This window comes from Aldersonia sp. NBC_00410, assembly GCF_026342035.1.
Lineage (GTDB): Bacteria > Actinomycetota > Actinomycetes > Mycobacteriales > Mycobacteriaceae > Aldersonia.
Genome location: NZ_JAPENM010000009.1, coordinates 171,475 through 189,038, shown reverse-complemented (window position 1 = coordinate 189,038; position 17,564 = coordinate 171,475). Strand labels below are relative to the sequence as shown.

Annotated in this window: 20 protein-coding genes and 1 tRNA gene; 7 read left to right on the top strand and 14 right to left on the bottom strand. The window is 67.5% G+C overall.

Features of this window, described 5'->3' with window-relative positions; genetic code table 11:
• The first annotated feature begins 103 nt into the window (after window positions 1-103).
• Together OG921_RS20940 and OG921_RS20935 are read left to right on the top strand one after the other, a co-directional pair.
• Window positions 104-1,753 (top strand): cutinase family protein, encoded by a 1,650-nt coding sequence (locus tag OG921_RS20940; protein WP_266114452.1) that lies wholly within the window; start codon window positions 104-106, stop codon window positions 1,751-1,753.
• A 105-nt stretch (window positions 1,754-1,858) separates the two neighbouring features.
• A tRNA-Arg gene (locus OG921_RS20935) sits at window positions 1,859-1,934 on the top strand.
• Between the two features lie 41 nt (window positions 1,935-1,975).
• Here the strand turns inward: OG921_RS20935 and OG921_RS26740 are convergent.
• A complete protein-coding gene (locus tag OG921_RS26740; RefSeq protein ID WP_353962102.1) occupies window positions 1,976-2,185 on the bottom strand; it encodes a WhiB family transcriptional regulator in 210 nt (69 codons plus the stop codon).
• A 180-nt stretch (window positions 2,186-2,365) separates the two neighbouring features.
• The gene (locus tag OG921_RS20930) at window positions 2,366-3,115 is read right to left on the bottom strand and encodes a hypothetical protein (RefSeq protein WP_266114451.1); all 750 of its coding nucleotides are present in this window, start codon (window positions 3,113-3,115) and stop codon (window positions 2,366-2,368) included.
• Window positions 3,116-3,384: 269 nt separating this feature from the next.
• Here OG921_RS20930 and OG921_RS20925 point away from each other — a divergent pair, with 269 nt between their 5' ends.
• Entirely contained in the window at window positions 3,385-5,010 is a 1,626-nt protein-coding gene (locus OG921_RS20925; protein WP_266114450.1) for an HNH endonuclease signature motif containing protein, read from the top strand.
• 4 nt (window positions 5,011-5,014) lie between these two features.
• Here OG921_RS20925 and OG921_RS20920 read toward each other — a convergent pair whose 3' ends face one another.
• The 4 genes from OG921_RS20920 to OG921_RS20905 all read right to left on the bottom strand — a co-directional run bounded on the left by OG921_RS20920 (window position 5,015) and on the right by OG921_RS20905 (window position 8,255).
• The gene (locus OG921_RS20920; RefSeq protein ID WP_266114449.1) at window positions 5,015-5,872 is read right to left on the bottom strand and encodes a hypothetical protein; all 858 of its coding nucleotides are present in this window, start codon (window positions 5,870-5,872) and stop codon (window positions 5,015-5,017) included.
• A gap of 23 nt (window positions 5,873-5,895) precedes the next feature.
• Window positions 5,896-7,167 carry an SLC13 family permease gene (locus tag OG921_RS20915; RefSeq protein WP_266114448.1) on the bottom strand — a complete coding sequence of 424 codons (1,272 nt, stop codon included), beginning with the start codon at window positions 7,165-7,167 and terminating at the stop codon, window positions 5,896-5,898.
• Between the two features lie 4 nt (window positions 7,168-7,171).
• Window positions 7,172-7,951, bottom strand: a complete 780-nt coding sequence (locus OG921_RS20910; RefSeq protein ID WP_266114447.1) for a VOC family protein — start codon at window positions 7,949-7,951, stop codon at window positions 7,172-7,174.
• 70 nt (window positions 7,952-8,021) lie between these two features.
• Window positions 8,022-8,255, bottom strand: coding sequence for a hypothetical protein (locus tag OG921_RS20905; RefSeq protein ID WP_266114446.1), 234 nt, complete (start codon window positions 8,253-8,255; stop codon window positions 8,022-8,024).
• A 226-nt stretch (window positions 8,256-8,481) separates the two neighbouring features.
• On the opposite strand from OG921_RS20905, the gene OG921_RS20900 reads away from it, so the two are divergent.
• The 3 genes from OG921_RS20900 to OG921_RS20890 all read left to right on the top strand — a co-directional run bounded on the left by OG921_RS20900 (window position 8,482) and on the right by OG921_RS20890 (window position 11,241).
• Complete coding sequence (locus OG921_RS20900; protein ID WP_266114445.1) at window positions 8,482-9,228, top strand: M23 family metallopeptidase; 747 nt, start codon at window positions 8,482-8,484, stop codon at window positions 9,226-9,228.
• Between the two features lie 67 nt (window positions 9,229-9,295).
• On the top strand, window positions 9,296-10,495 hold the full coding sequence (locus OG921_RS20895) for an acyl-CoA dehydrogenase family protein (RefSeq protein WP_266114444.1): 1,200 nt from the start codon (window positions 9,296-9,298) through the stop codon (window positions 10,493-10,495).
• The gene (locus OG921_RS20890; RefSeq protein ID WP_266114443.1) at window positions 10,492-11,241 is read left to right on the top strand and encodes an SDR family oxidoreductase; all 750 of its coding nucleotides are present in this window, start codon (window positions 10,492-10,494) and stop codon (window positions 11,239-11,241) included. Before OG921_RS20895 ends, OG921_RS20890 begins: the two co-directional genes overlap by 4 nt.
• Before the next feature lie 3 nt (window positions 11,242-11,244).
• On the opposite strand, the gene OG921_RS20885 is transcribed toward OG921_RS20890, so the two are convergent.
• Genes OG921_RS20885 through OG921_RS20875 form a run of 3 tightly spaced genes read right to left on the bottom strand, consistent with a single transcriptional unit; the run spans window position 11,245 to window position 13,568 of the window.
• A complete protein-coding gene (locus OG921_RS20885) occupies window positions 11,245-11,760 on the bottom strand; it encodes a hypothetical protein (protein WP_266114442.1) in 516 nt (171 codons plus the stop codon).
• On the bottom strand, window positions 11,757-12,557 hold the full coding sequence (locus OG921_RS20880; RefSeq protein WP_266114441.1) for a family 1 encapsulin nanocompartment shell protein: 801 nt from the start codon (window positions 12,555-12,557) through the stop codon (window positions 11,757-11,759). The genes OG921_RS20885 and OG921_RS20880 overlap by 4 nt, the downstream gene beginning before the upstream one ends.
• A 3-nt stretch (window positions 12,558-12,560) precedes the next feature.
• Window positions 12,561-13,568: a Dyp-type peroxidase gene (locus tag OG921_RS20875; protein WP_266114440.1), complete on the bottom strand. Its 1,008-nt coding sequence runs from the start codon at window positions 13,566-13,568 to the stop codon at window positions 12,561-12,563.
• 87 nt (window positions 13,569-13,655) lie between these two features.
• Between OG921_RS20875 and OG921_RS20870 the strand changes: the two genes are divergently transcribed.
• Window positions 13,656-14,696, top strand: coding sequence for an LLM class F420-dependent oxidoreductase (locus tag OG921_RS20870; RefSeq protein ID WP_266114439.1), 1,041 nt, complete (start codon window positions 13,656-13,658; stop codon window positions 14,694-14,696).
• 21 nt (window positions 14,697-14,717) lie between these two features.
• On the opposite strand, the gene OG921_RS20865 is transcribed toward OG921_RS20870, so the two are convergent.
• The 5 genes from OG921_RS20865 to OG921_RS20845 form a co-directional block, all read right to left on the bottom strand.
• Window positions 14,718-15,044 (bottom strand): cupin domain-containing protein, encoded by a 327-nt coding sequence (locus OG921_RS20865; RefSeq protein ID WP_266114438.1) that lies wholly within the window; start codon window positions 15,042-15,044, stop codon window positions 14,718-14,720.
• Window positions 15,045-15,157: 113 nt separating this feature from the next.
• Window positions 15,158-15,664, bottom strand: coding sequence for a dihydrofolate reductase (locus OG921_RS20860; protein WP_266114437.1), 507 nt, complete (start codon window positions 15,662-15,664; stop codon window positions 15,158-15,160).
• A gap of 7 nt (window positions 15,665-15,671) precedes the next feature.
• Window positions 15,672-16,472, bottom strand: a complete 801-nt coding sequence (locus OG921_RS20855) for a thymidylate synthase (RefSeq protein WP_266114436.1) — start codon at window positions 16,470-16,472, stop codon at window positions 15,672-15,674.
• Window positions 16,473-16,506: 34 nt separating this feature from the next.
• A complete protein-coding gene (locus tag OG921_RS20850) occupies window positions 16,507-16,794 on the bottom strand; it encodes a hypothetical protein (RefSeq protein WP_266114435.1) in 288 nt (95 codons plus the stop codon).
• Between the two features lie 139 nt (window positions 16,795-16,933).
• Window positions 16,934-17,482, bottom strand: coding sequence for a TetR/AcrR family transcriptional regulator (locus tag OG921_RS20845; protein WP_266114434.1), 549 nt, complete (start codon window positions 17,480-17,482; stop codon window positions 16,934-16,936).
• Window positions 17,483-17,564 lie beyond the last annotated feature (82 nt).

The following is a 17,564-nucleotide window of genomic DNA, read 5'->3' as shown; positions in this document are numbered from 1 at the left end:
TATGGCACTGCGAATTTTCCGGGATCGCGCGGCGGATGAAAACGCCGAATCGGCCGGTCGGAAGCGTAAGTGGACGAAGCCGGCAATCTTGGTCCCGGGAGCGATGGGCGTCGCGGTTCTCGTCGCGACTCCGTTCCTGAGCCAGTCCACTCCCGATGCATTCGAGTCCGTGCTCACCGGCGCGGGTGCCCCCGGCTGCTACGACATGGTCAGCATCGCGATCGGCGGCCGCGGTGACGTGCCGAGCTCGAATGCGAACAACCAGTACATTGTGGCCGCGGACGGCACGGTCCTCCCGGCGGCGAAGGCGGGCAACTACAGCAGCAACTGGGTCGACCCGGTCGTCAACGCGCCCACCGCGGCGGTCGGATCGGATTCGTACGCCGCGATCTACGTCGACTACCCGGCGAACATGGCCTCCTACGAGGATGCCGTCGACGCCGGTGTCGCGAACTCGAAGACCGTGATGAAGTCCATCGCCAAGGAATGCCCGAACACCAAATTCTCGGTGGTCGGCTACAGCGAGGGCGCAGACGTCGCCCGCCGGCTCGCGATGGACGTCGGCAACCAGGAAGCCGGCGACATCACGATCGTCGATCCGAACTCCGTCGTCGGCGTCGTCATCCTCGCGGACGCGGGCCGCGCGGCCGGTGAGGGGCCATTCCCCGGCGCGAAGGACCCGTACGCGAACCCGGACGGGTTCAATGTCGCGTACCAGAATGGGACGACGGTCGCGCCGGGCCAGGGCGCGCTGCAGGGCACCGGGGGCAGTTTCGGTGCGCTGAACGGCAAGGTCGCGTCGTTCTGCTCGGAGGGTGATCTCACCTGCTCATTGCCCGAGAGCACCTCGGTGCTGCAGCTCGCCGTCAACGTGGCCCGGCAGGTCAATGTGGACTCCCTGCAGAAGGATGGGCTGACTGTCGCGAACGGTCCGCAGGTCGCTGCTGTGATCGGTCGCATTGCGCTCGCCGCGCTGAACGAGATCGCGACTCAGGACGACTGGATGAAGAGTGACCAGACCTTCCTCGACGTGCTGATCAAGGTGTCCGATCCTTACTACGAGCCGAAGGCCACCGCGACCGCCGGTGAGCTCGTGCAGTTCACCACCGGCGAACTCCTGAACGTCGCCTATCTGCCGAAGAAGATGGCCAACGAGGTCATCGGTGCGATCGAAGACAACAAGAACACCATCGCGGTGGTGCAGAGTGATCCCTACAACTTGACGCTGGGCCCGGACACCGGTCACCACTTCGATTACTGGCACGACACCAACGCCGCCGACGGCAAGAACATGACCTCGGCGCAGTACGCGGCCACGTGGCTGACCCAGCTTGCCGAGCAGGCACAGAACGGGCAGCCGAGCACCACCGAGGTCCCCGACGCCGTTGGGCTCGCCGCGACGATGACCGCCTCGGCGACCGCGACGCCGACCACGGCTCCGAAGTCCGCGAGCACGACCGCCTCCTCGGCGCAGAAGGTGGCCTCGACCAAGTCGAGCGAGCAGGCCACCACGACGGGTGCGCCCACGACGACCGATACCACGCAGGCGACGAGCACGAGCGAGGCAACGGCCACCACCACGACGGAGCAGGCGAGCACAACGGATGCCACGACCGAAGCTCCGGCCGAGGTCGCCGGCCCGGTGGATGTCGTCCCGTCCGTCAAGCAGGTCGCGGCCGGCGAGCAGCAGGCAGTGCGGTCCGAGGGTGAGGGCGCCGAGGTGACCACCACGACGCCGGTTCCCGCGCGCTGACGTTTTCACCTGTCCGGCCGGGTGTGGGGATTCCCGCACCCGGCCGGATTTGTGTGTGTGTGGTGTGAAGGTTCCGGGTCGGTTGCGGTAGTTTGTGGCGGGATAGCCCCCGTAGCTCAGGGGATAGAGCATTCCTCTCCTAAAGGAAGGGTCGCAGGTTCGAATCCTGCCGGGGGCACCACAACCACGCAGTTCAGAGCGTTTTTCGAAAAGCCCGTGCAATTATCGTGCAATCTTGGGCGCTAACCGCTCGTTCGGCAGTAGACCGCCGAGTGCCGTGGTCGGCACTGTCATGGCCCAGGAACGGCATGGGGCGAGCGCTGGACAGACCGCGCAGATCTCGCGCGCTCGTTCGTATCGGCGACGCGATGGGGCGATGCCTTCGTCGGCGCGACGGGGGTCGAACAGGTGTGGCGTCGTTCGGCACGAGATCTCGTCGCCGAAGTCGGACCTGACCGACGTCGCCGAGTGTGGCCGTCACGAAGTCGAGCAGTAGGCGATCGAACGATCGCCGACGCTCGGTCGTCGAAGTCCGCTGGCGGGTCCGACGGCAACGGCACCGGCTCGCGTACGCGCTGCCGCACGGCCGGCATGACGTCAGCATCGCACCGATCAGTCGCCGGTCAAGGCCTCGCCGCGAGATCCCACGCGATCCGGTCGCCGTTGCCGTTCTGCATCGCGAGCAAGATTCTCGGCGCGGGAACCGAGTCGAGATCGATACCTGCCGCGCTCGCCGCAGCGACGACCCGAGCGCGATCGTTCTCCAGTCTCGCCGCCGTCGCGTCGTCGGATCTTCTCACGGGACACGACGAGCAACACGACGCGCCCGTCGGCGAGCGTGAACCCCGTCGACGGGTATCGCGCCGCGAAGATCGGTGAACATGTCGTTCGGCGTCGCGACGACGACGTGCATCCCGACGGCGAATCCGTCCGGTTGTGCTGGCACCCAGACGATCTCGGTGTTCTTCGTTTCTCGTCGTCGGGAACGTCGATGACGTCTTCGTGTCGCACCCAGACCGAGATGCCGCGCGTCCATCCCGTGTCGCCCATGGGCGCGGGTTGGTCCCACTGATCGATGATGCGTTGTCCCGTCACGGCGACACGTTCACGGTTGACCCATTGGTGCCGCCAGTCTCCGGTCTCGTGCAGGCTCCACTTCTGTTCGCCGAGCAGATCACGCACGCCGACGTAGACGTCGCTCTTGCCCTCGTTCGCCCAGACTCGCCAGACCGCCGCGCGTTGTCCCGGCTCGCCGATGCCGAATCGGATTGTTCCACCGGGGCCGGGTAGCTCGACGGTCTGCTGATTGCTGTCGCGGTCGGCGAGAACCATCGTCACGATCGGCGCTGCGCTGTTGGTCATGTCCGAAGGCTACGGTCGCGCACCGACGGGTACCCGGAAACGCACGCTCGTCTGCGCTCGATCGTCAGTGCCTGCCATGGGCATCCTGGGACCGTTCGGCCCTCGTGGGAAGGTGCACTATGACGTGAGAGAGCGCGTCGTCGGGTTAGGGGTCGACCCCCTCTGCGCCTAATATCCACGAAAGTAGTTGTTGGCGTTGAATTTACGTGTTCTGGAACGAGTTATGCACAGGCCTTGCTGTCGCACGTACGTTCGACTAGCGTGGTGGTATGACGCTCGGGGGGAGCTCAACTGTTGGTCTTGTCGATGCCGCTGTGCTCGATGATGGTGCTGTGCTCGACGAGTTGGCTGCTGCCGCGGTGGCGGAGAATTGTGGGGCGTACCGGAAGGTGGTGCTGGCCGGGCGATTGTGGGAGACCTGGGTCGAACGCGACGCCGAGCTGGGCCGAGACTGCTTCGTGGATTGCGGCAACAATGCTCTGGCCGAGATCGCGGTCCGGTTGGGGTGTTCGAAGACGGTCGCCGAGGGTTTCGCGGTGGTCGGGATGGAGCTGCGCCTGCGGTTACCGTTGGTGCGAGCGGCTTTCGCCGCGGGTGAGCTGGATTTCGCGCGGGTGCGTCGCGTCGTGCACGACACTCTCGGGTTCACACCCGGCACGGTGGCGTTGGCGGAGCCTGACATGCTTGCCGCGGCGCGGGTGCTTTCGCCCGGGCCGTTGGCAGCCGAGATCGACACCATTCTGATCCGGATCGCGCCCGCGGAGGTCGCCGCCCGCCGCGAGGAGGCCGAACGCGATCGCCGCATCCGCAAACGCCGGGTCGGTCCGCTTGCGCGGCTCGAAGTGGATCTGTCCCCGGTGGAGGCCGAGGCGGCGTGGCAGCGCGTCACCGAGGTTGCGGGCACGGTGTGCGGACAGGACCGGCGCAACCGGCAGTACCGGATGGTGGATGCATTCCTGGCCCTCGTGCACGGAGAGAATCGGCTGGGCTGCGAGTGCGGCCGCTCGGACTGCACCGCGGCGCTCGGGCCCGCATCGCTGCGTCGACGGACTCCGTTGGTGCAGATCGGGATCGACGTCGCCACCCTGATTGGTTTGCGTTCGGAGCCGGCCTACTTGCCCGGGCATGGGCCGATCGATCCGGAATTGGCGCGACAGCTCGCCACGGATGCAACGTGGCAGGGGATGCTCACCGAGCTGCACGAGATCGCCTCGGATGAAGGGCTCATTGCTGATCCCGCACCGGGCAGCGTGAGCGACTCCATGAGCGGGCGGACGCCGACGCAGGACCGCTTGTGCACCAGCACCTTCCGTGCCCGCGGCTCCCGGCGCCCCGGTGGGGTTGTGCCCGCGCCCCGGACGCCGGCCCCACCCGCACGGCCGCCGTTCGGCACCGTCGCCGCCGCCACCCACGGCGTCGCTGAACTCGACCGGCATTTCCACGCCGCGCCCCGCAACGGGCACGGCGGACACCATCATCCACCATCGGGCGCGCTCGAATACCGCCCCGACGCCGCCACCACCGCGGTGGTGCGCGCCCGTGACCGGCACTGCCGGTTTCCGGGCTGTCGTACGCCCGCGGCCACTTGCCAACTCGACCATGTCGTCGAGTTCGATCACCACCGCCCCGACCGCGGTGGCTGGACGGCGCCGTCGAACCTGCAGTGCGTCTGCGCGTTTCACCATCAACTCAAAACGATGAAACTCTGGCACGCCCAGATGACACCGGGCGGGCACGTGGCCTGGCGCAGCAGCTACGGCCGCAACCTCGTCACCACACCAACGGCCGGGCTCACCAGCGCACCCGCCGCGACACTCGCGGCGCGGGTCGGCTCCGGCCCGCTGGCTTGGCAGCAAAGACCCGACCCCACCGACGACGAGGAGCCCCCGTTCTGAACACTCACTTCTCGTCGAACACGAGCCCGATCGGGTTGGGCTGCGGCAGGATTCCTGCATGGGCGACCCGGGCAACCATCGGCCGCAGCAATGCCGCGAGCCGGTCGGTCTTCTCGGCGCCGAGGCGGTCCCAGGGACTACTTGCCGCGCGGTCGGTCGATACCTCCACGGCGTCGCGAATTGCCGCGCCGCGCTCGGTGAGTCGGCCGGTGGTGTCGATCCAGCCTCGCTCGCGCAGCGCGACCACCTCGGCGTTCCACTCGTCGTCGGGCCAGCCGCGCGCGGCGCGCAGCAGGTCGGAGTCCGCCTCGCCGGCCGCGATCTTCAGGATGTGCCCGCCCGCCGGTGACACGTCCGCGGCGATCAGGCAGGCCACATGACCGTCGCCGCGCTGTTCGCGCAGAGTTGTCGTCGCCTGCCACAGTGCCTCGAGCGGATCCGCCGGGCGGGGGAGCGCCTGGTTCGCCGCGCCGAGCACCCGGCCGGACGTGTCGGCGGATTGTGCTGCGGTCCAGAGCAAATCGGCGGCCTCGGCGAGCGCGCCCGGCTCGGTCGGCGTCAGCAGCCGGCGCAGCGCGGCCGTGGCGCCGTCGGTCCGCGCGCGCAGCACATTCTCAACGGGGGCGAATCCCCACGCATCGGGCAGTGCGCGCTGCGCCCGACCGCGATGAAAACCGTAGAACGTCGAGACCGCGATCGCCGGCCCGACGGCGCCGAGCGGAGCCACGCGACTCGCGAAGTAGCCCATCCAGAAGCCGCGCAATCCGACGCCATCGGTCGCGCTCCGTCCCTCAGGCGTGAAATAGACGACCGCGTGCAGGGGTTCGGTCAACTGCCACATCCGCCGCGAGATATGTGTCATGGCACCACTGTGCCAGCGTTTGCTCAGGTTCCGAAGATCCCAACCGAAACCCACAGCGCGGCAACGGTCACAACTATCCCCGGCACGACCGTCCGCAGCCCCAGTCGGACGAACTCCGACAGCGGCGCCGCTGCCCCGTGCGCGGTGAGCACCCGACGCCACAACAGTGTTGCCAACGAGCCCGCATGCGTGAGGTTCGGTCCGATATTCACCCCGAGCAGCACCGCAAGGGCCGGCGCCGGACCGCCCGCCGCGGCCAGCGGAATCAGCACGAGCGCGGCGGGCAGATTGTTGATCAGATTTGCCAGCGCTGCGGCGAGGGCGGCGAGCGCGAGCAACTCGACGAACCCGGATCCGGTGGGGACGACATCGGACAACACGTCACCGAGTCCGTTGTCGAGCACCGCTCGAACCACCACACCCAGCGCGAGGACGAACAGCAGAAACGGAACGCTCGTCGACGCCGCCAACTCGCGTGCCGTGATCCGCTTGCGCGCCAGCGAATACCCGCCCAACACCAGCGCACCTGCCGCGGCGGCCCAGATCGGCTCCAGCCCGAAACCCGATGTCACCACGAACCCGGCGAGGGTCAGCACGAGCACCACCAGCGGGAACCGTGGAATATGCGGTTGCCCGGCGAACTCGGGCACAGCGGCCGTCTCGGCGAGGTCGGGGGCGAAGAACCGCCGGAACACCACATATTCGACTGCGATGATCGCCACGCTGGGCAGCGCCATCAGCAGCGCGAACTTGCCGAACGAAATGTCGAGCGCGGAGAACGCGAGCAGATTGGTCAGATTCGACACCGGCAACAACAGCGAGGCCGAATTCGCCAGATGCGTGCATGCGTACACGTGCGGGCGCGGCGGCAAGGCCAGCCGTGCCGCGGTCGCGAACACGACAGGGGTAAGGAGAACGACGGTCGCGTCCAGACTCAGCACGATCGTGGTCGCCGCGGCGAGGGCGAACACCGCGGTGAGCAGGCGGCGCGGGGCCGCCGCCAGGCCCGCCCGACTGGATCGCCGCGCCGTCAATGCGCCCGCCGCACGAAACAAGCCCTCCGCTCCGCATAGCTGGGCGAGCACGAGGACCGCGCACAAAAACCCGACGACCGGCGCGAGGTCGGTGATCTCGTCCCACGCTGCGCTCGGTCCAACCGCGCCGACCGCGATCAGGATCAGCGCCGCCGGGACCGCGACCACCGCCTCGGGGAGCCCGCGCGGACGCAGACTTGCGAACCCGATGACGATGGCGAGTAGGCCGACCGACAGTGCCTCGGCAGCCGCGGACGACACCCGACTAGGACTGCTCGACGAGCGTGGTGATCCGGAACGTGGCGCCCATCGGGTCGGCCACGTGCGCCAGCCTCCCGAACGGACTATCCTCGGCGGGGCGCAGCACCTGCCCGCCGAGCGCGACGACCCGCTCGCACGCGGCGTCGGTGTCGGCAACACCGAGATAGAGCTGCCAGAACGAGGGAACCCCATCGGGGAACACGCGATCGGTGTCCATCACGCCCGCAACGACCCGGTCGTCCACCCTGGCTTGGGAGTACCGGAACTCTTCGGTGTCGCTGAGCGGCGTGCAGTTCCAGCCGAACACCTCGGTGTAGAACTGCAGCGCAGCGGAGTAATTGCGCGACATCGTCTCGAACCACACGGGCGTGCCCGGTTCGTCGGCGAGTTCGAACCCGCGATGCTGCTCGGCCTGCCAGAGCCCGGCGACCGCGCCCGCCGGATCGCCGATCATGGCGAGCGTGCCCATCCCGGGCACCCGGACGGGCGGGAGCAGCACCGTCCCCCCGGCTGCTGCGGCTTTATCCGCCGACGCCGCGGCGTCCGGCGTGGACATATAGACGGTCCAGACGTTGCCGTACGGATTGCCCTCCTGCTGTGCGCTCAGCCCGGCGATCGCCTTCTCGTCCTTGCGCAGCATCGTGTACTCACCGAGTTCGGGATCGCCGCCGGTGTCCGCCGTCCAGCCGAACAACGCCGTGTAGAAGGCCGCGGCGCGCGCCGGCTCGGAACTGATCAGATCGATCCAGCACGGCGCGCCGATCGGCGTTGTGGGTTCGGGCACGTCCAACACCCTACATCGTCCCGCGACCCCCGCTGGCAGTCCATAAGCCGCTGTCCAGCAACGGAATTCGTCAGTCGGATGCGGATATCGGTTCCGACTCCGAGCGCAGCGCCGAGGCGAGTACGTGGACCGCATCGTGCAGATCGCGATGCACATCGGGTGTGTCCGTGGCCAGCACGTGGGAGAGATCGGGGATGGTGAGCGTCCGGTAGTACGCGAGCACAACCGCGCGCCGAACGTTTCGCGGCAATGCCTCGAGCGCCGCCGCCACCCGCGCCGCATCGCCGTCCCGGCCCGCTGTCATGGGCGCCGCTCGAATCCCGAAACGCACGTCATTTTCGAATTCTCGGACGTGCGCAGTCCCGTCGATAGGCACCCAGGGGTGAGAGATCGTCACCCCCCGACGCGTACCCGCCGAACGTGACGTGGCTTACATTCGGATTTGTTGCGAAAAGGTCACAGACCGGTATGGTATCGGCAACGATACCGAATCGTTATTATTTGCCCATTGCATTGCCGAGGAATTCGACTTGTCGCAGCACCGCCCCAACGCCACCTCCATTCCCGCCGTCGTTCTCGCGCCGCTCGGAACCACCCTCACCCGCCATGCCGCGCCGTCTCGCGCGCGTCGGCCGAAGGTGACGGTGGCCGCCGCGGCGGTGGCAATGGGCGCGGTCGTCGCGACCGGCTTCCAGGTCACGAGCCCCGTCTCCGCCGCTGCGGACCCGGTCGTCGACGCCCATGACGCAGCACTGAAAGCCGCGCGGGACGCTGCGCCGACGCTGTCGCCCGAGGTGAACGGTGCGATCGACGGTGTCGAGCACGCCTACCAGGACTACATGAAGCAGTTCGCGCCGCCACCGCCGCCGCGTCCGGCCGTCGTGCGTCCGGTCGCGGGCCCGGTCAGCTCGGGCTTCGGCTCGCGCTGGGGCACGAAACACAACGGCGTCGACTTTGCCGACCCGATCGGTACCCCGATCCACTCCGTCTCGAGCGGCACCGTTATCGAGGCGGGACCTGCGTCCGGCTTCGGGCTCTGGGTCCGGGTCAAGCAGGACGACGACACCACCGCCGTATACGGCCACGTGAACGAGATCCGCAGCCAGGTCGGCCAGCGCGTCGACGCCGGCGACGTCATCGCTACGGTCGGAAACCGCGGCCAATCCACCGGGCCGCACCTGCACCTCGAGATCTGGGACGCGGCGGGTCGCAAGACCGACCCCGCCCCCTACCTCGCCGAGCACGGCGTTGCGGTGCCCTACGGCCCAGATCACTGACCTTCGCTCCACGGGATTCTCCGCCAGGCACACCTGCGGCGAGAGTAACGAGGGTTACTCTCGCGGCATGGATTTCGCACCCTCGGCAAAGGCCACCGAATTGCACGAGCGGGTCTCCGAGTTCATCGCCACCGAGATCGATCCGGTGGAGGCGGACTACCACCGTGAGCTCCGATCCCAGAGCAATCCGTGGCAGGTGCTCCCCATCATCTCCGAGCTCAAGGCCAAGGCCCGCGCCGCCGGACTGTGGAACCTCTTCCTGCCCGAGACGTTGTCGAACACCGACTACGCGCCGCTCGCCGAGCTGATGGGCCGCTCCGCCATCGCGCCGGAGATCTTCAATTGCAACGCCCCCGACACGGGCAACATGGAAGTGCTGGCCAAGTACGGCTCGCCCGAGCAGCAGCAGACCTGGCTCACCCCTTTGCTGGAGGGACGCATCCGCTCCGCGTTCGGCATGACCGAACCGGCGGTCGCCTCCTCGGACGCGACCAACATGGAATCGCGGGTCATCGCGGACGGCGCCGATGTGGTGATCAACGGCCGCAAATGGTTCTCCACCGGCGTCGGGCACCCGAACTGCGCCTTCATCATCTTCATGGGGCTCACTGACCCCGAGGCGGACCGGCACCGCCGGCACACGATGGTGATTGTTCCGACCGACGCGCCGGGCGTGACCATCGAGCGGATGCTGCCGGTGTTCGGGCTGTACGACGAGCCCTACGGGCACGGCGAGGTCAGCTTCACCGACGTGCGGGTGCCCGCGGAGAACGTCATCGCCGGGCTCGGCCGCGGCTTCGAGATCGCGCAAGGCCGGCTCGGCCCCGGTCGCATCCACCACTGCATGCGCGCCATCGGGCTTGCCGAGCGCGCCCTCGAGTTGGCCTGCCAACGGGCCACCAGCCGCACCGCGTTCGGTAAGCCGATCGTCAACCTGGGCGGAAATCGGGAGCGAATTGCCAAGGCACGCATCGCAATCGACCAAGCACGCCTGCTGGTGCTCTACACCGCGTGGTTGCTCGACACGCAGGGGGTGGGCGCGGCGCTCTCGCAGGTGTCGCAGATCAAGGCGCTCGTGCCCGCAATGGCGATCGACGTGATCGACATGGCGATCCAGCTGCACGGCGGCGCCGGTCTCACCGACGACTACCCGCTCGCCGCGGCCTACGCCGGCGCCCGCTCTTTGCGCCTGGCCGACGGTCCGGACGAGGTGCACCTCGGCGTGGTGTCGCGAATCGAGTTGGCGAAGTACAAGGTGGGACGGTGACGCGGGCGAACATCCTCATCACCGGCGCGAGTTCCGGGCTCGGCGAGGGCATGGCGCGGTTGTTCGCGGCGCAGGGGCGCAACCTCGCGCTGTGCGCGCGCCGCCTCGACCGGCTGGAAAAACTCGCCGCCGAGTTGCGCGCCGAGCACCCCGGCATCACCGTCGTCATCCGCGAACTCGACGTGAACGACCACGACGCCGTCTTCCGGGTGTTCTCCGAATGCGATGCCGAGCTCGGCGGGCTCGACCGAGTGATCGCCAACGCCGGGCTCGGCAAGGGCCAGCCCATCGGCACCGGCAAGTTTTACGCCAACAAACAGACCGCCGAAACCAACTTCGTCGGCCTGCTCGCCCAGTGCGAGGCGGCGATGGGCATCTTCCGCGCGCGCAACGCCGGCCACCTCGTGGTCATTTCGTCGTTCGCTTCGGTACGCGGTGCGCGCGGCAACATCACCACCTATGCCGCGAGCAAGGCGGCCGCGGCGAGCCTCGCCGAGGGCATCCGGCTCGATGTCGCGAACACTCCGATCGCGGTCAGCACGATAAAACCCGGCTATATCGAGTCTGAGATGGTGGCCAAGTCCGGCGGCGGATCGATGACCACGCCCGCCGAGAAGGGGCACCGCGACTTGGTCGCCGCAATCGAGAAGGAACCCGCGAACGCGTTCGTGCCCTGGTGGCCCTGGACGCCGCTGGCCAAGGTTCTCGCGGTCAGCCCGCTGACCCTGCTGCGCCGTCTGATGTGAGCCTCAGAGCTTGACGCGCCAGTGCTGGTCCAGGGCCGCGCCGATCTCCGGCAGCACCGTGGTTGGCACGCCATGCTCGTGCAGCGTTGCGAGGATGCGCTTCACCTGCTGCCGTTTGCGCAGCTCGTACGGGTTGGCGACCTCGCGCTGCACGGGCGGGACGGCGAGCAGGGTCAGCTCGCCGCCCGCGGGTTCGCTCAGATCGAGGGTGAGCGACCACCGCCCGTCGGTGTCCTTCGCGAACCGCGCCGCGAGCACCGTCGACCAGGGGGTGGTCTGCCGCGACCACGGCGTGCTCACGACGATGCCGTCGGCGGTCAGCCAGATCGCATCGCGAGCGAACAGCGCCAGCGCCGCCGCGACCCCGAGTGCGGCGCCGATGAGCAGACCGGTGAACAACCGGTCGCCATCGAATGCCGCCACCACGACCCCGCAGGTGATCGCCACGACAAGCAGCCCGACGGCGAGATAGGCCGCGCCGCGGGCCGGTGCGACGACGCCGGCGCGCGCCTGGGTCACGACGAGCCGAGCGCCACGGCCGCTTCTGCCGTGTACACCAGGAAGGTCAGCGTCTCCTGGAAGCACAGCTGCACGGTATCGGTGTCGTGCGACAGGTAGCCGATGGACAGGTCCTGGCCGATCTGCAGGTCGAAGTCGCCACCGCGGGTGGTCAGCACGAACGCCCCGTCGATTGCCGGCGCCCAGATGATGTCGCCTTCGATCAACCGCTTGATGTGTTCGCGGATCGGGTAGCCGTGCTCGGTGGTTTCGCTGACCTTCGTGTACTCGTCGGCGGCGAGCAGCACCGAGTACGGACCGCCGACGCCGGCGAGGCGCAGTTCGCTGAGGGCCTGGCTGATCGCCTCGGTCACCAACCGCGGATCGGACGGCAGCTTGATCGGGTCGTTCGACGCGCCGTCGCGGATACCGGTGATCCCGGCCGCTGGGTATCCCTCGAAGATCGCGCGGTCCTCGGCGAACGCGATCTTGCGCGCCGCTTCCTTGACCGGTTCCCAATCCGAATCCTGGGCGCCGCGTTCGACGTTGTCGATCTCCTCGCGCGACAACGTGAACGGCACCTTCAGCTCGACGAGCGGTGCCACCGTGCGCGTCCAGGCGAGCACGCCGTCGGCGGGCGCGTCGATCGCGTGGGTGCGGCCGAGACCGACCGCGGAGTAGTCCGTGCCGTGCGGGCCGGACAGGTCGACGACGCGGCGACCGGCACTGTGCCGCTTGAAGGTTCGGCTCGCCTCCTCTTCGATCGACGCCCAGGCGACGTCGGTGATCGGCGCGAGTTCGCGATAGAGGTTGTTCATTGGTTAGTTGCTCCCCTTCAGGCTTCCGATGTGCAGCGATTGGTCGAGATGCACTGGTTTCGCATCGGTTTCGGCGTCCGCGGTCGGTGCGGGCGGTGGGTTGTCGAGGAAATCGACGGTCGGTGTGAAGAAAAGACAACCGGTTTCGGCGGTCGAGAAATCCAGGATCCGGTCGTGTGCCGCATCGCCCGTGCCGAGAAACATCCGCTCCAGCATGGTCTCGGTGACGGTCGGTGTGGCGGCGTAGCCGATGAAGTAGGTGCCGTAGACATCATCCTTGATACTGCCGAACGGCATGTTGTGCCGCAGGATCTCGAGTTCCGCGCCGTCGTCGTCGGTCACCTGGGTCAGCGCGACATGCGAATCGGCGGGTTGCACATCCTCGGGCAGTTCGTAGTCGCCGAGCTTCGTGCGGCCGACAATGGCCTCCTGCTCCTCGGTCTTCAGCGCGTTCCACCTCATGATCGGATGGACGTAACGCTGAATGATCACGTAACTGCCGCCGCTGAACTCGGCATCGTCGTCGCCGATGAGCACGGCCGCCGCGGCGCCGGCGCCGGTCGGGTTCTCGGTGCCGTCCACGAAACCGAGCAGGTCGCGCTGTTCGAAATAGCGGAAGCCCTGGGTGTCGTCGATCACCGTGACCGCCTCGCCCAACGTCTGCGCGATCCGCCCGGCCAATTCGAAACACGCATCCATCGACTCGGAGCGAATATGGAACAGGATGTCGCCGGGTGTGGCCGGGGCATGGTGACGTTCGCCGGTCAGCTCCCGAAACGGGTGCAGTTCGGCCGGTTTCGGGCCGTCGAACAGCCGGTCCCAGGCCCGCGACCCGATGCTGGTGACGCAGGACAGATCCGCGCCGGGCACACGGAAACCGATGGCGCGTTGCAGCCCGGACACCTCGGTGAGCAGGTCGCGCACTGCGCCCTCGCCGCCCTCGTTGATGGTGACGACGAGGAAGATCGCGGCAGGGGTGAGTGGCGCGAGGATCGGCTGCGATTCGGCCATGCGCACAACCCTAGAACACCGTCGGTGGCGACCGGACGTGGCTGTCCCGGCTGCGGCGCACGGCAAGTCCCGCGCTAGGTTGAGGCCATGCGTATCGGGCTGAGCATCAACTATGCGGGCGAGTTCGCCCAGGCGGCCGCCGAGGTGGCCGACCTCGAGCGGGCCGGCATCGACGTGGTCTTCGTCCCGGAGGCGTACTCCTTCGATGCGGTCAGCGCGCTCGGCTATCTCGCGGCGAAGACGACGCGAGTGCAGTTGGCCTCCGGCATCCTGCAGCTCTACACTCGCACCCCGACACTGACCGCGATGACCGCGGCGGGCCTGGACTTCGTCTCGGATGGCCGGTTCCTGCTCGGGCTCGGTGCCTCCGGGCCGCAGGTCATCGAAGGATTTCACGGCGTGCGCTACGACGCGCCGATCGGGCGCACTCGCGAAACCGTCGAGATCTGCCGGAAGGTGTGGCGCCGCGAACGTGTCGAGCATCAGGGCCGCTACTACCAGATTCCGCTGCCTGCCGAGCAGGGCACCGGCCTTGGCAAGCCGCTCAAGATCATCAACAAGCCTGTGCGCGAACGGATTCCGATGCTGCTCGCGGCCCTGGGGCCGAAGAACGTGGAGCTGGCCGCGGAACTATTCGAGGGCTGGCAGCCGATCTTCTTCCTGCCCGAGAAGGCAAACGACGTCTGGGGTGAATCGCTCGCGAGCGGCAAGGCCAAGCGGGACCCGGCACTCGGCGAGCTCGAGGTGTACGCCGGTCCCGCGGTGGCGATCGGCGAGAACGTCGAGCACATGCTCGACTGGGTGAAGCCGCACCTCGCCCTCTACATCGGCGGAATGGGTGCGCGCGGCAAGAACTTTTACCACGAACTCGCCACCCGCTACGGCTACGGCGAGCAGGCCGACCGAATCCAGGATCTCTATCTCGACGGCCGCAAGGAAGAGGCGATCAAGGCGGTGCCGGACGAGCTCGTCCGCGCCGTCTCGTTGATCGGGCCGGCCGGCTACGTCAAGGAGCGAATCGCGGCGTTCGCCGCGGCCGGGGCGACGACGCTGAACATCGTCCCGCTCGCCGAAGACGCCGCGGGACGGCTGAAGGTCGTCGAGGAACTGCGCGCGCTCACCGACTGACGAGCGGCCGATATACCGCAGCTACATCGCGACGGTCAGCAGGAAGGCGACGTCCTCTAGCGCCTCGACACTGTGCCGAGCGTTGGGGACCACGAGCAAATCGCCCGCCGAACCCTTCCAGGTGTCGGTGCCACTCACGAGCTGCAGTGTTCCGTTCAGCACGAGCAGCGTCGCCTCGCCGGGACCGTCGTGTTCGGCGAGGCTCTTTCCAGCGGCGAGACCGATCACCGTCTGCCGCAGGCTGCGGGAGTGCCCGCCGTAGATCGTCTGCGAGCTGCGACCGGAATTGGTGCCTGCGGCGATTTTGAGCTGTTGGCGCGCCACTGCGGTGAGCGACTTCTTGTCCATGTACTGCCACTCCTGGGGCTGTGCGGAAAGGACGTGCCCTTCGATTATGGCCCCTCGGGATCGGCCGGGCAGACGAATCGCTGGAGCCGCGAAACCCGCAGGTCGAGGCGATCTCAGGCGCTATTCGTGCGGCGGTAGCGACGGATCCGGAACGCGGTCCCGCCGGCCTGCGAACGCTGCCAGTCCCCGTCGTCGAAAAGACTCCAGTCCGACCCGATGGCGGGCGCGAACGCATCCCCGTCGATGGCGAGGTCGACCTCGGTGACCACCAGTTCGGTCGCGGCGGGCATGGCGGCGGCGTAGACCGCGCTGCCGCCGATCACGCACACCGGCTCCGGCAGCACCAGCGCGATTGCGGCGGACACCGATGGCGCCGGTTCACCGCCGTAGCCGTACCAGTCCGGCTGTCGGGTGACGACGATGTTGCGCCGTCCCGGCAGCGGGCGGTTTCGCTCCGGCAGTGAATCCCACGTCTTGCGGCCCATCACCACCGCGTGGCCCATCGTCGCGCGCTTGAAGTGCGCGAGGTCCTCGGGCAGGTGCCAGGGGATGGTGTTGTCCGCGCCGATCACACCGGACGGGGTCTGTGCCCAGACGAGCACGACAGGGGAGACGGTCACGAGCGAATCAGACCGCCACCGGCGCCTTGATGGCCGGGTGATGGCGGTAGTCGGTGATCTCGATGTCTTCGTAGGTGTAGTCGAAGATCGAATCGGCCTGGCGCAGAACCAGATTAGGGAACGGATACGGTTCGCGGCCCAGCTGTTCGCGGACCTGTTCGTGGTGGTTGTCGTAGATGTGGCAGTCACCGCCGGTCCAGATGAATTCACCCGGCGCCAACCCGGCCTGTTGGGCGACCATGTGGGTGAGCAGCGCGTAGCTGGCGATGTTGAACGGCACACCGAGGAACAGGTCGGCACTGCGCTGGTACAGCTGGCAGGACAGCTTGCCGTCGGCGACATAGAACTGGAAGAACGCGTGGCACGGCGCGAGCGCCATCTGCGGAATGTCGGCGACGTTCCAGGCCGAGACGATCATCCGGCGCGAGTCGGGGTCGCGGCGCAACGTGTCGAGGACCTGGGTGATCTGGTCGATGTGCGCACCGGACGGAGTGGGCCAGGACCGCCACTGCACGCCGTAGACGGGGCCGAGGTCACCGGACTCGTCGGCCCATTCGTCCCAGATGGTGACGCCGTTCTCGCGCAGCCACTTGACATTCGACTCGCCGCGCAAGAACCACAGCAGCTCGTAGACGATCGACTTGAGGTGCACTTTCTTGGTGGTGATCAGCGGAAAACCCGCCGCGAGGTCGTAGCGCAGCTGGTGGCCGAACACGCTGCGGGTGCCGGTGCCGGTGCGGTCGGACTTGGCGGATCCGGTGTCCAGAACGCGTCGAAGCAGGTCTTCGTACTGGCTGTCGATTGGCACGGGGCCGAGTCTACGGTGAGCGCGGTCGGGTAGGTCAGGGCTCGGGGGTGTGTGTCTCGCGCGACCGGGCTGCCGAGTAGTACCACCCGAGGGCGCCGAGGATGGGAACCAACCACGTTGTAGCGATCCAGATCAGGCGCCGCATGGTGTCCTGTGGCGAGGCGGCGATCGAGAACGTGGCCGTGATTGCCAGCGGAATCCCGATGAGTACGGCGGCAGCGCCCAGCCCGATCGTGAGCAGGAAGGCTCCGAACCCCGGCATGCAGTCGATCTGAGCGTCGACGCAATCGCTCAGGCCGGCTTCGGCGAGGTTGCGCGTCATCACAGCTCGTGAGCGTATGCGAACCGAGCGGCGCGGCGATGTTGGTGCTCGATTTCGGTGCTTCGTTTGTGTCAGCGGGTTGCGATATTGTTCGAATATGCTTTCGAACATGATCGCTCGAATTATGTGACCGTGGTTCTCAGTCGAGGAGCAGACGTATGGCGTGTTCGACGACATTCCCCCGGGTTTGGCCGGGGTGATCGGCGACGACGAGCCGATTGGCGATCACGAGCGAGAACAGCAGCAGGGCCACCGCTTCGACGTCGTCGGGTGCGACCTTCATTGACCGCAGCAATCCGCGCACATATTCCATCCTGGCGTTGTCCACCCTCTGCAAGCGCGCGGAAACGGCGGGATCTCTGTGCGCCCAGCTGCGGACGACGAGGTCGAGCGGCATGAGTCCTTCGGTGAATGTGAGCGTGCCCGCCCGGCGAATCTTCTGTTCGGCGTCACCTCCCTCGTTCTCAACTTGCTCGAGCACGTCATCGACGCAGCGGCGCTCCCAGGCGTCGAGCATCGCCTCGAGCAACTCGTCGCGAGAGCGGAACTGTCGATAGAAGCCGCCGCGGGTAACGCCGAGCTCGGCGGCAAGCGTTTCGATCCGAACGGCATCGGGGCCCGATCGCGCCAAGAGGGCAAGACCTGCCTCGACCCACGCGTGGCGCGGGGTGCGTACGGGTGGCGCCATCACTGCTCTCCGGCTCGTCGCTTCTCGAAGAAACTCCTTGAGTAGAACACTTCCGATAGATACAGTACTGATACGTATCTAT

Bases quoted from the DNA above. Each gene is read 5' to 3' on its own strand.
- OG921_RS20930 (WP_266114451.1), bottom strand. From the start codon at position 3,115: ATGACCAACAGCGCAGCGCCGATCGTGACGATGGTTCTCGCCGACCGC.
- OG921_RS20880 (WP_266114441.1), bottom strand. From the start codon at position 12,557: ATGAACAACCTCTATCGCGAACTCGCGCCGATCACCGACGTCGCCTGG.
- OG921_RS20875 (WP_266114440.1), bottom strand. From the start codon at position 13,568: ATGGCCGAATCGCAGCCGATCCTCGCGCCACTCACCCCTGCCGCGATC.
- OG921_RS20895 (WP_266114444.1), top strand. From the start codon at position 9,296: ATGGATTTCGCACCCTCGGCAAAGGCCACCGAATTGCACGAGCGGGTC.
- OG921_RS20925 (WP_266114450.1), top strand. From the start codon at position 3,385: ATGACGCTCGGGGGGAGCTCAACTGTTGGTCTTGTCGATGCCGCTGTG.
- OG921_RS20940 (WP_266114452.1), top strand. From the start codon at position 104: ATGGGCGTCGCGGTTCTCGTCGCGACTCCGTTCCTGAGCCAGTCCACT.
- OG921_RS20905 (WP_266114446.1), bottom strand. From the start codon at position 8,255: ATGACAGCGGGCCGGGACGGCGATGCGGCGCGGGTGGCGGCGGCGCTC.
- OG921_RS20850 (WP_266114435.1), bottom strand. From the start codon at position 16,794: ATGACGCGCAACCTCGCCGAAGCCGGCCTGAGCGATTGCGTCGACGCT.
- OG921_RS20920 (WP_266114449.1), bottom strand. From the start codon at position 5,872: ATGACACATATCTCGCGGCGGATGTGGCAGTTGACCGAACCCCTGCAC.
- OG921_RS20845 (WP_266114434.1), bottom strand. From the start codon at position 17,482: ATGGCGCCACCCGTACGCACCCCGCGCCACGCGTGGGTCGAGGCAGGT.
- OG921_RS20865 (WP_266114438.1), bottom strand. From the start codon at position 15,044: ATGGACAAGAAGTCGCTCACCGCAGTGGCGCGCCAACAGCTCAAAATC.
- OG921_RS20870 (WP_266114439.1), top strand. From the start codon at position 13,656: ATGCGTATCGGGCTGAGCATCAACTATGCGGGCGAGTTCGCCCAGGCG.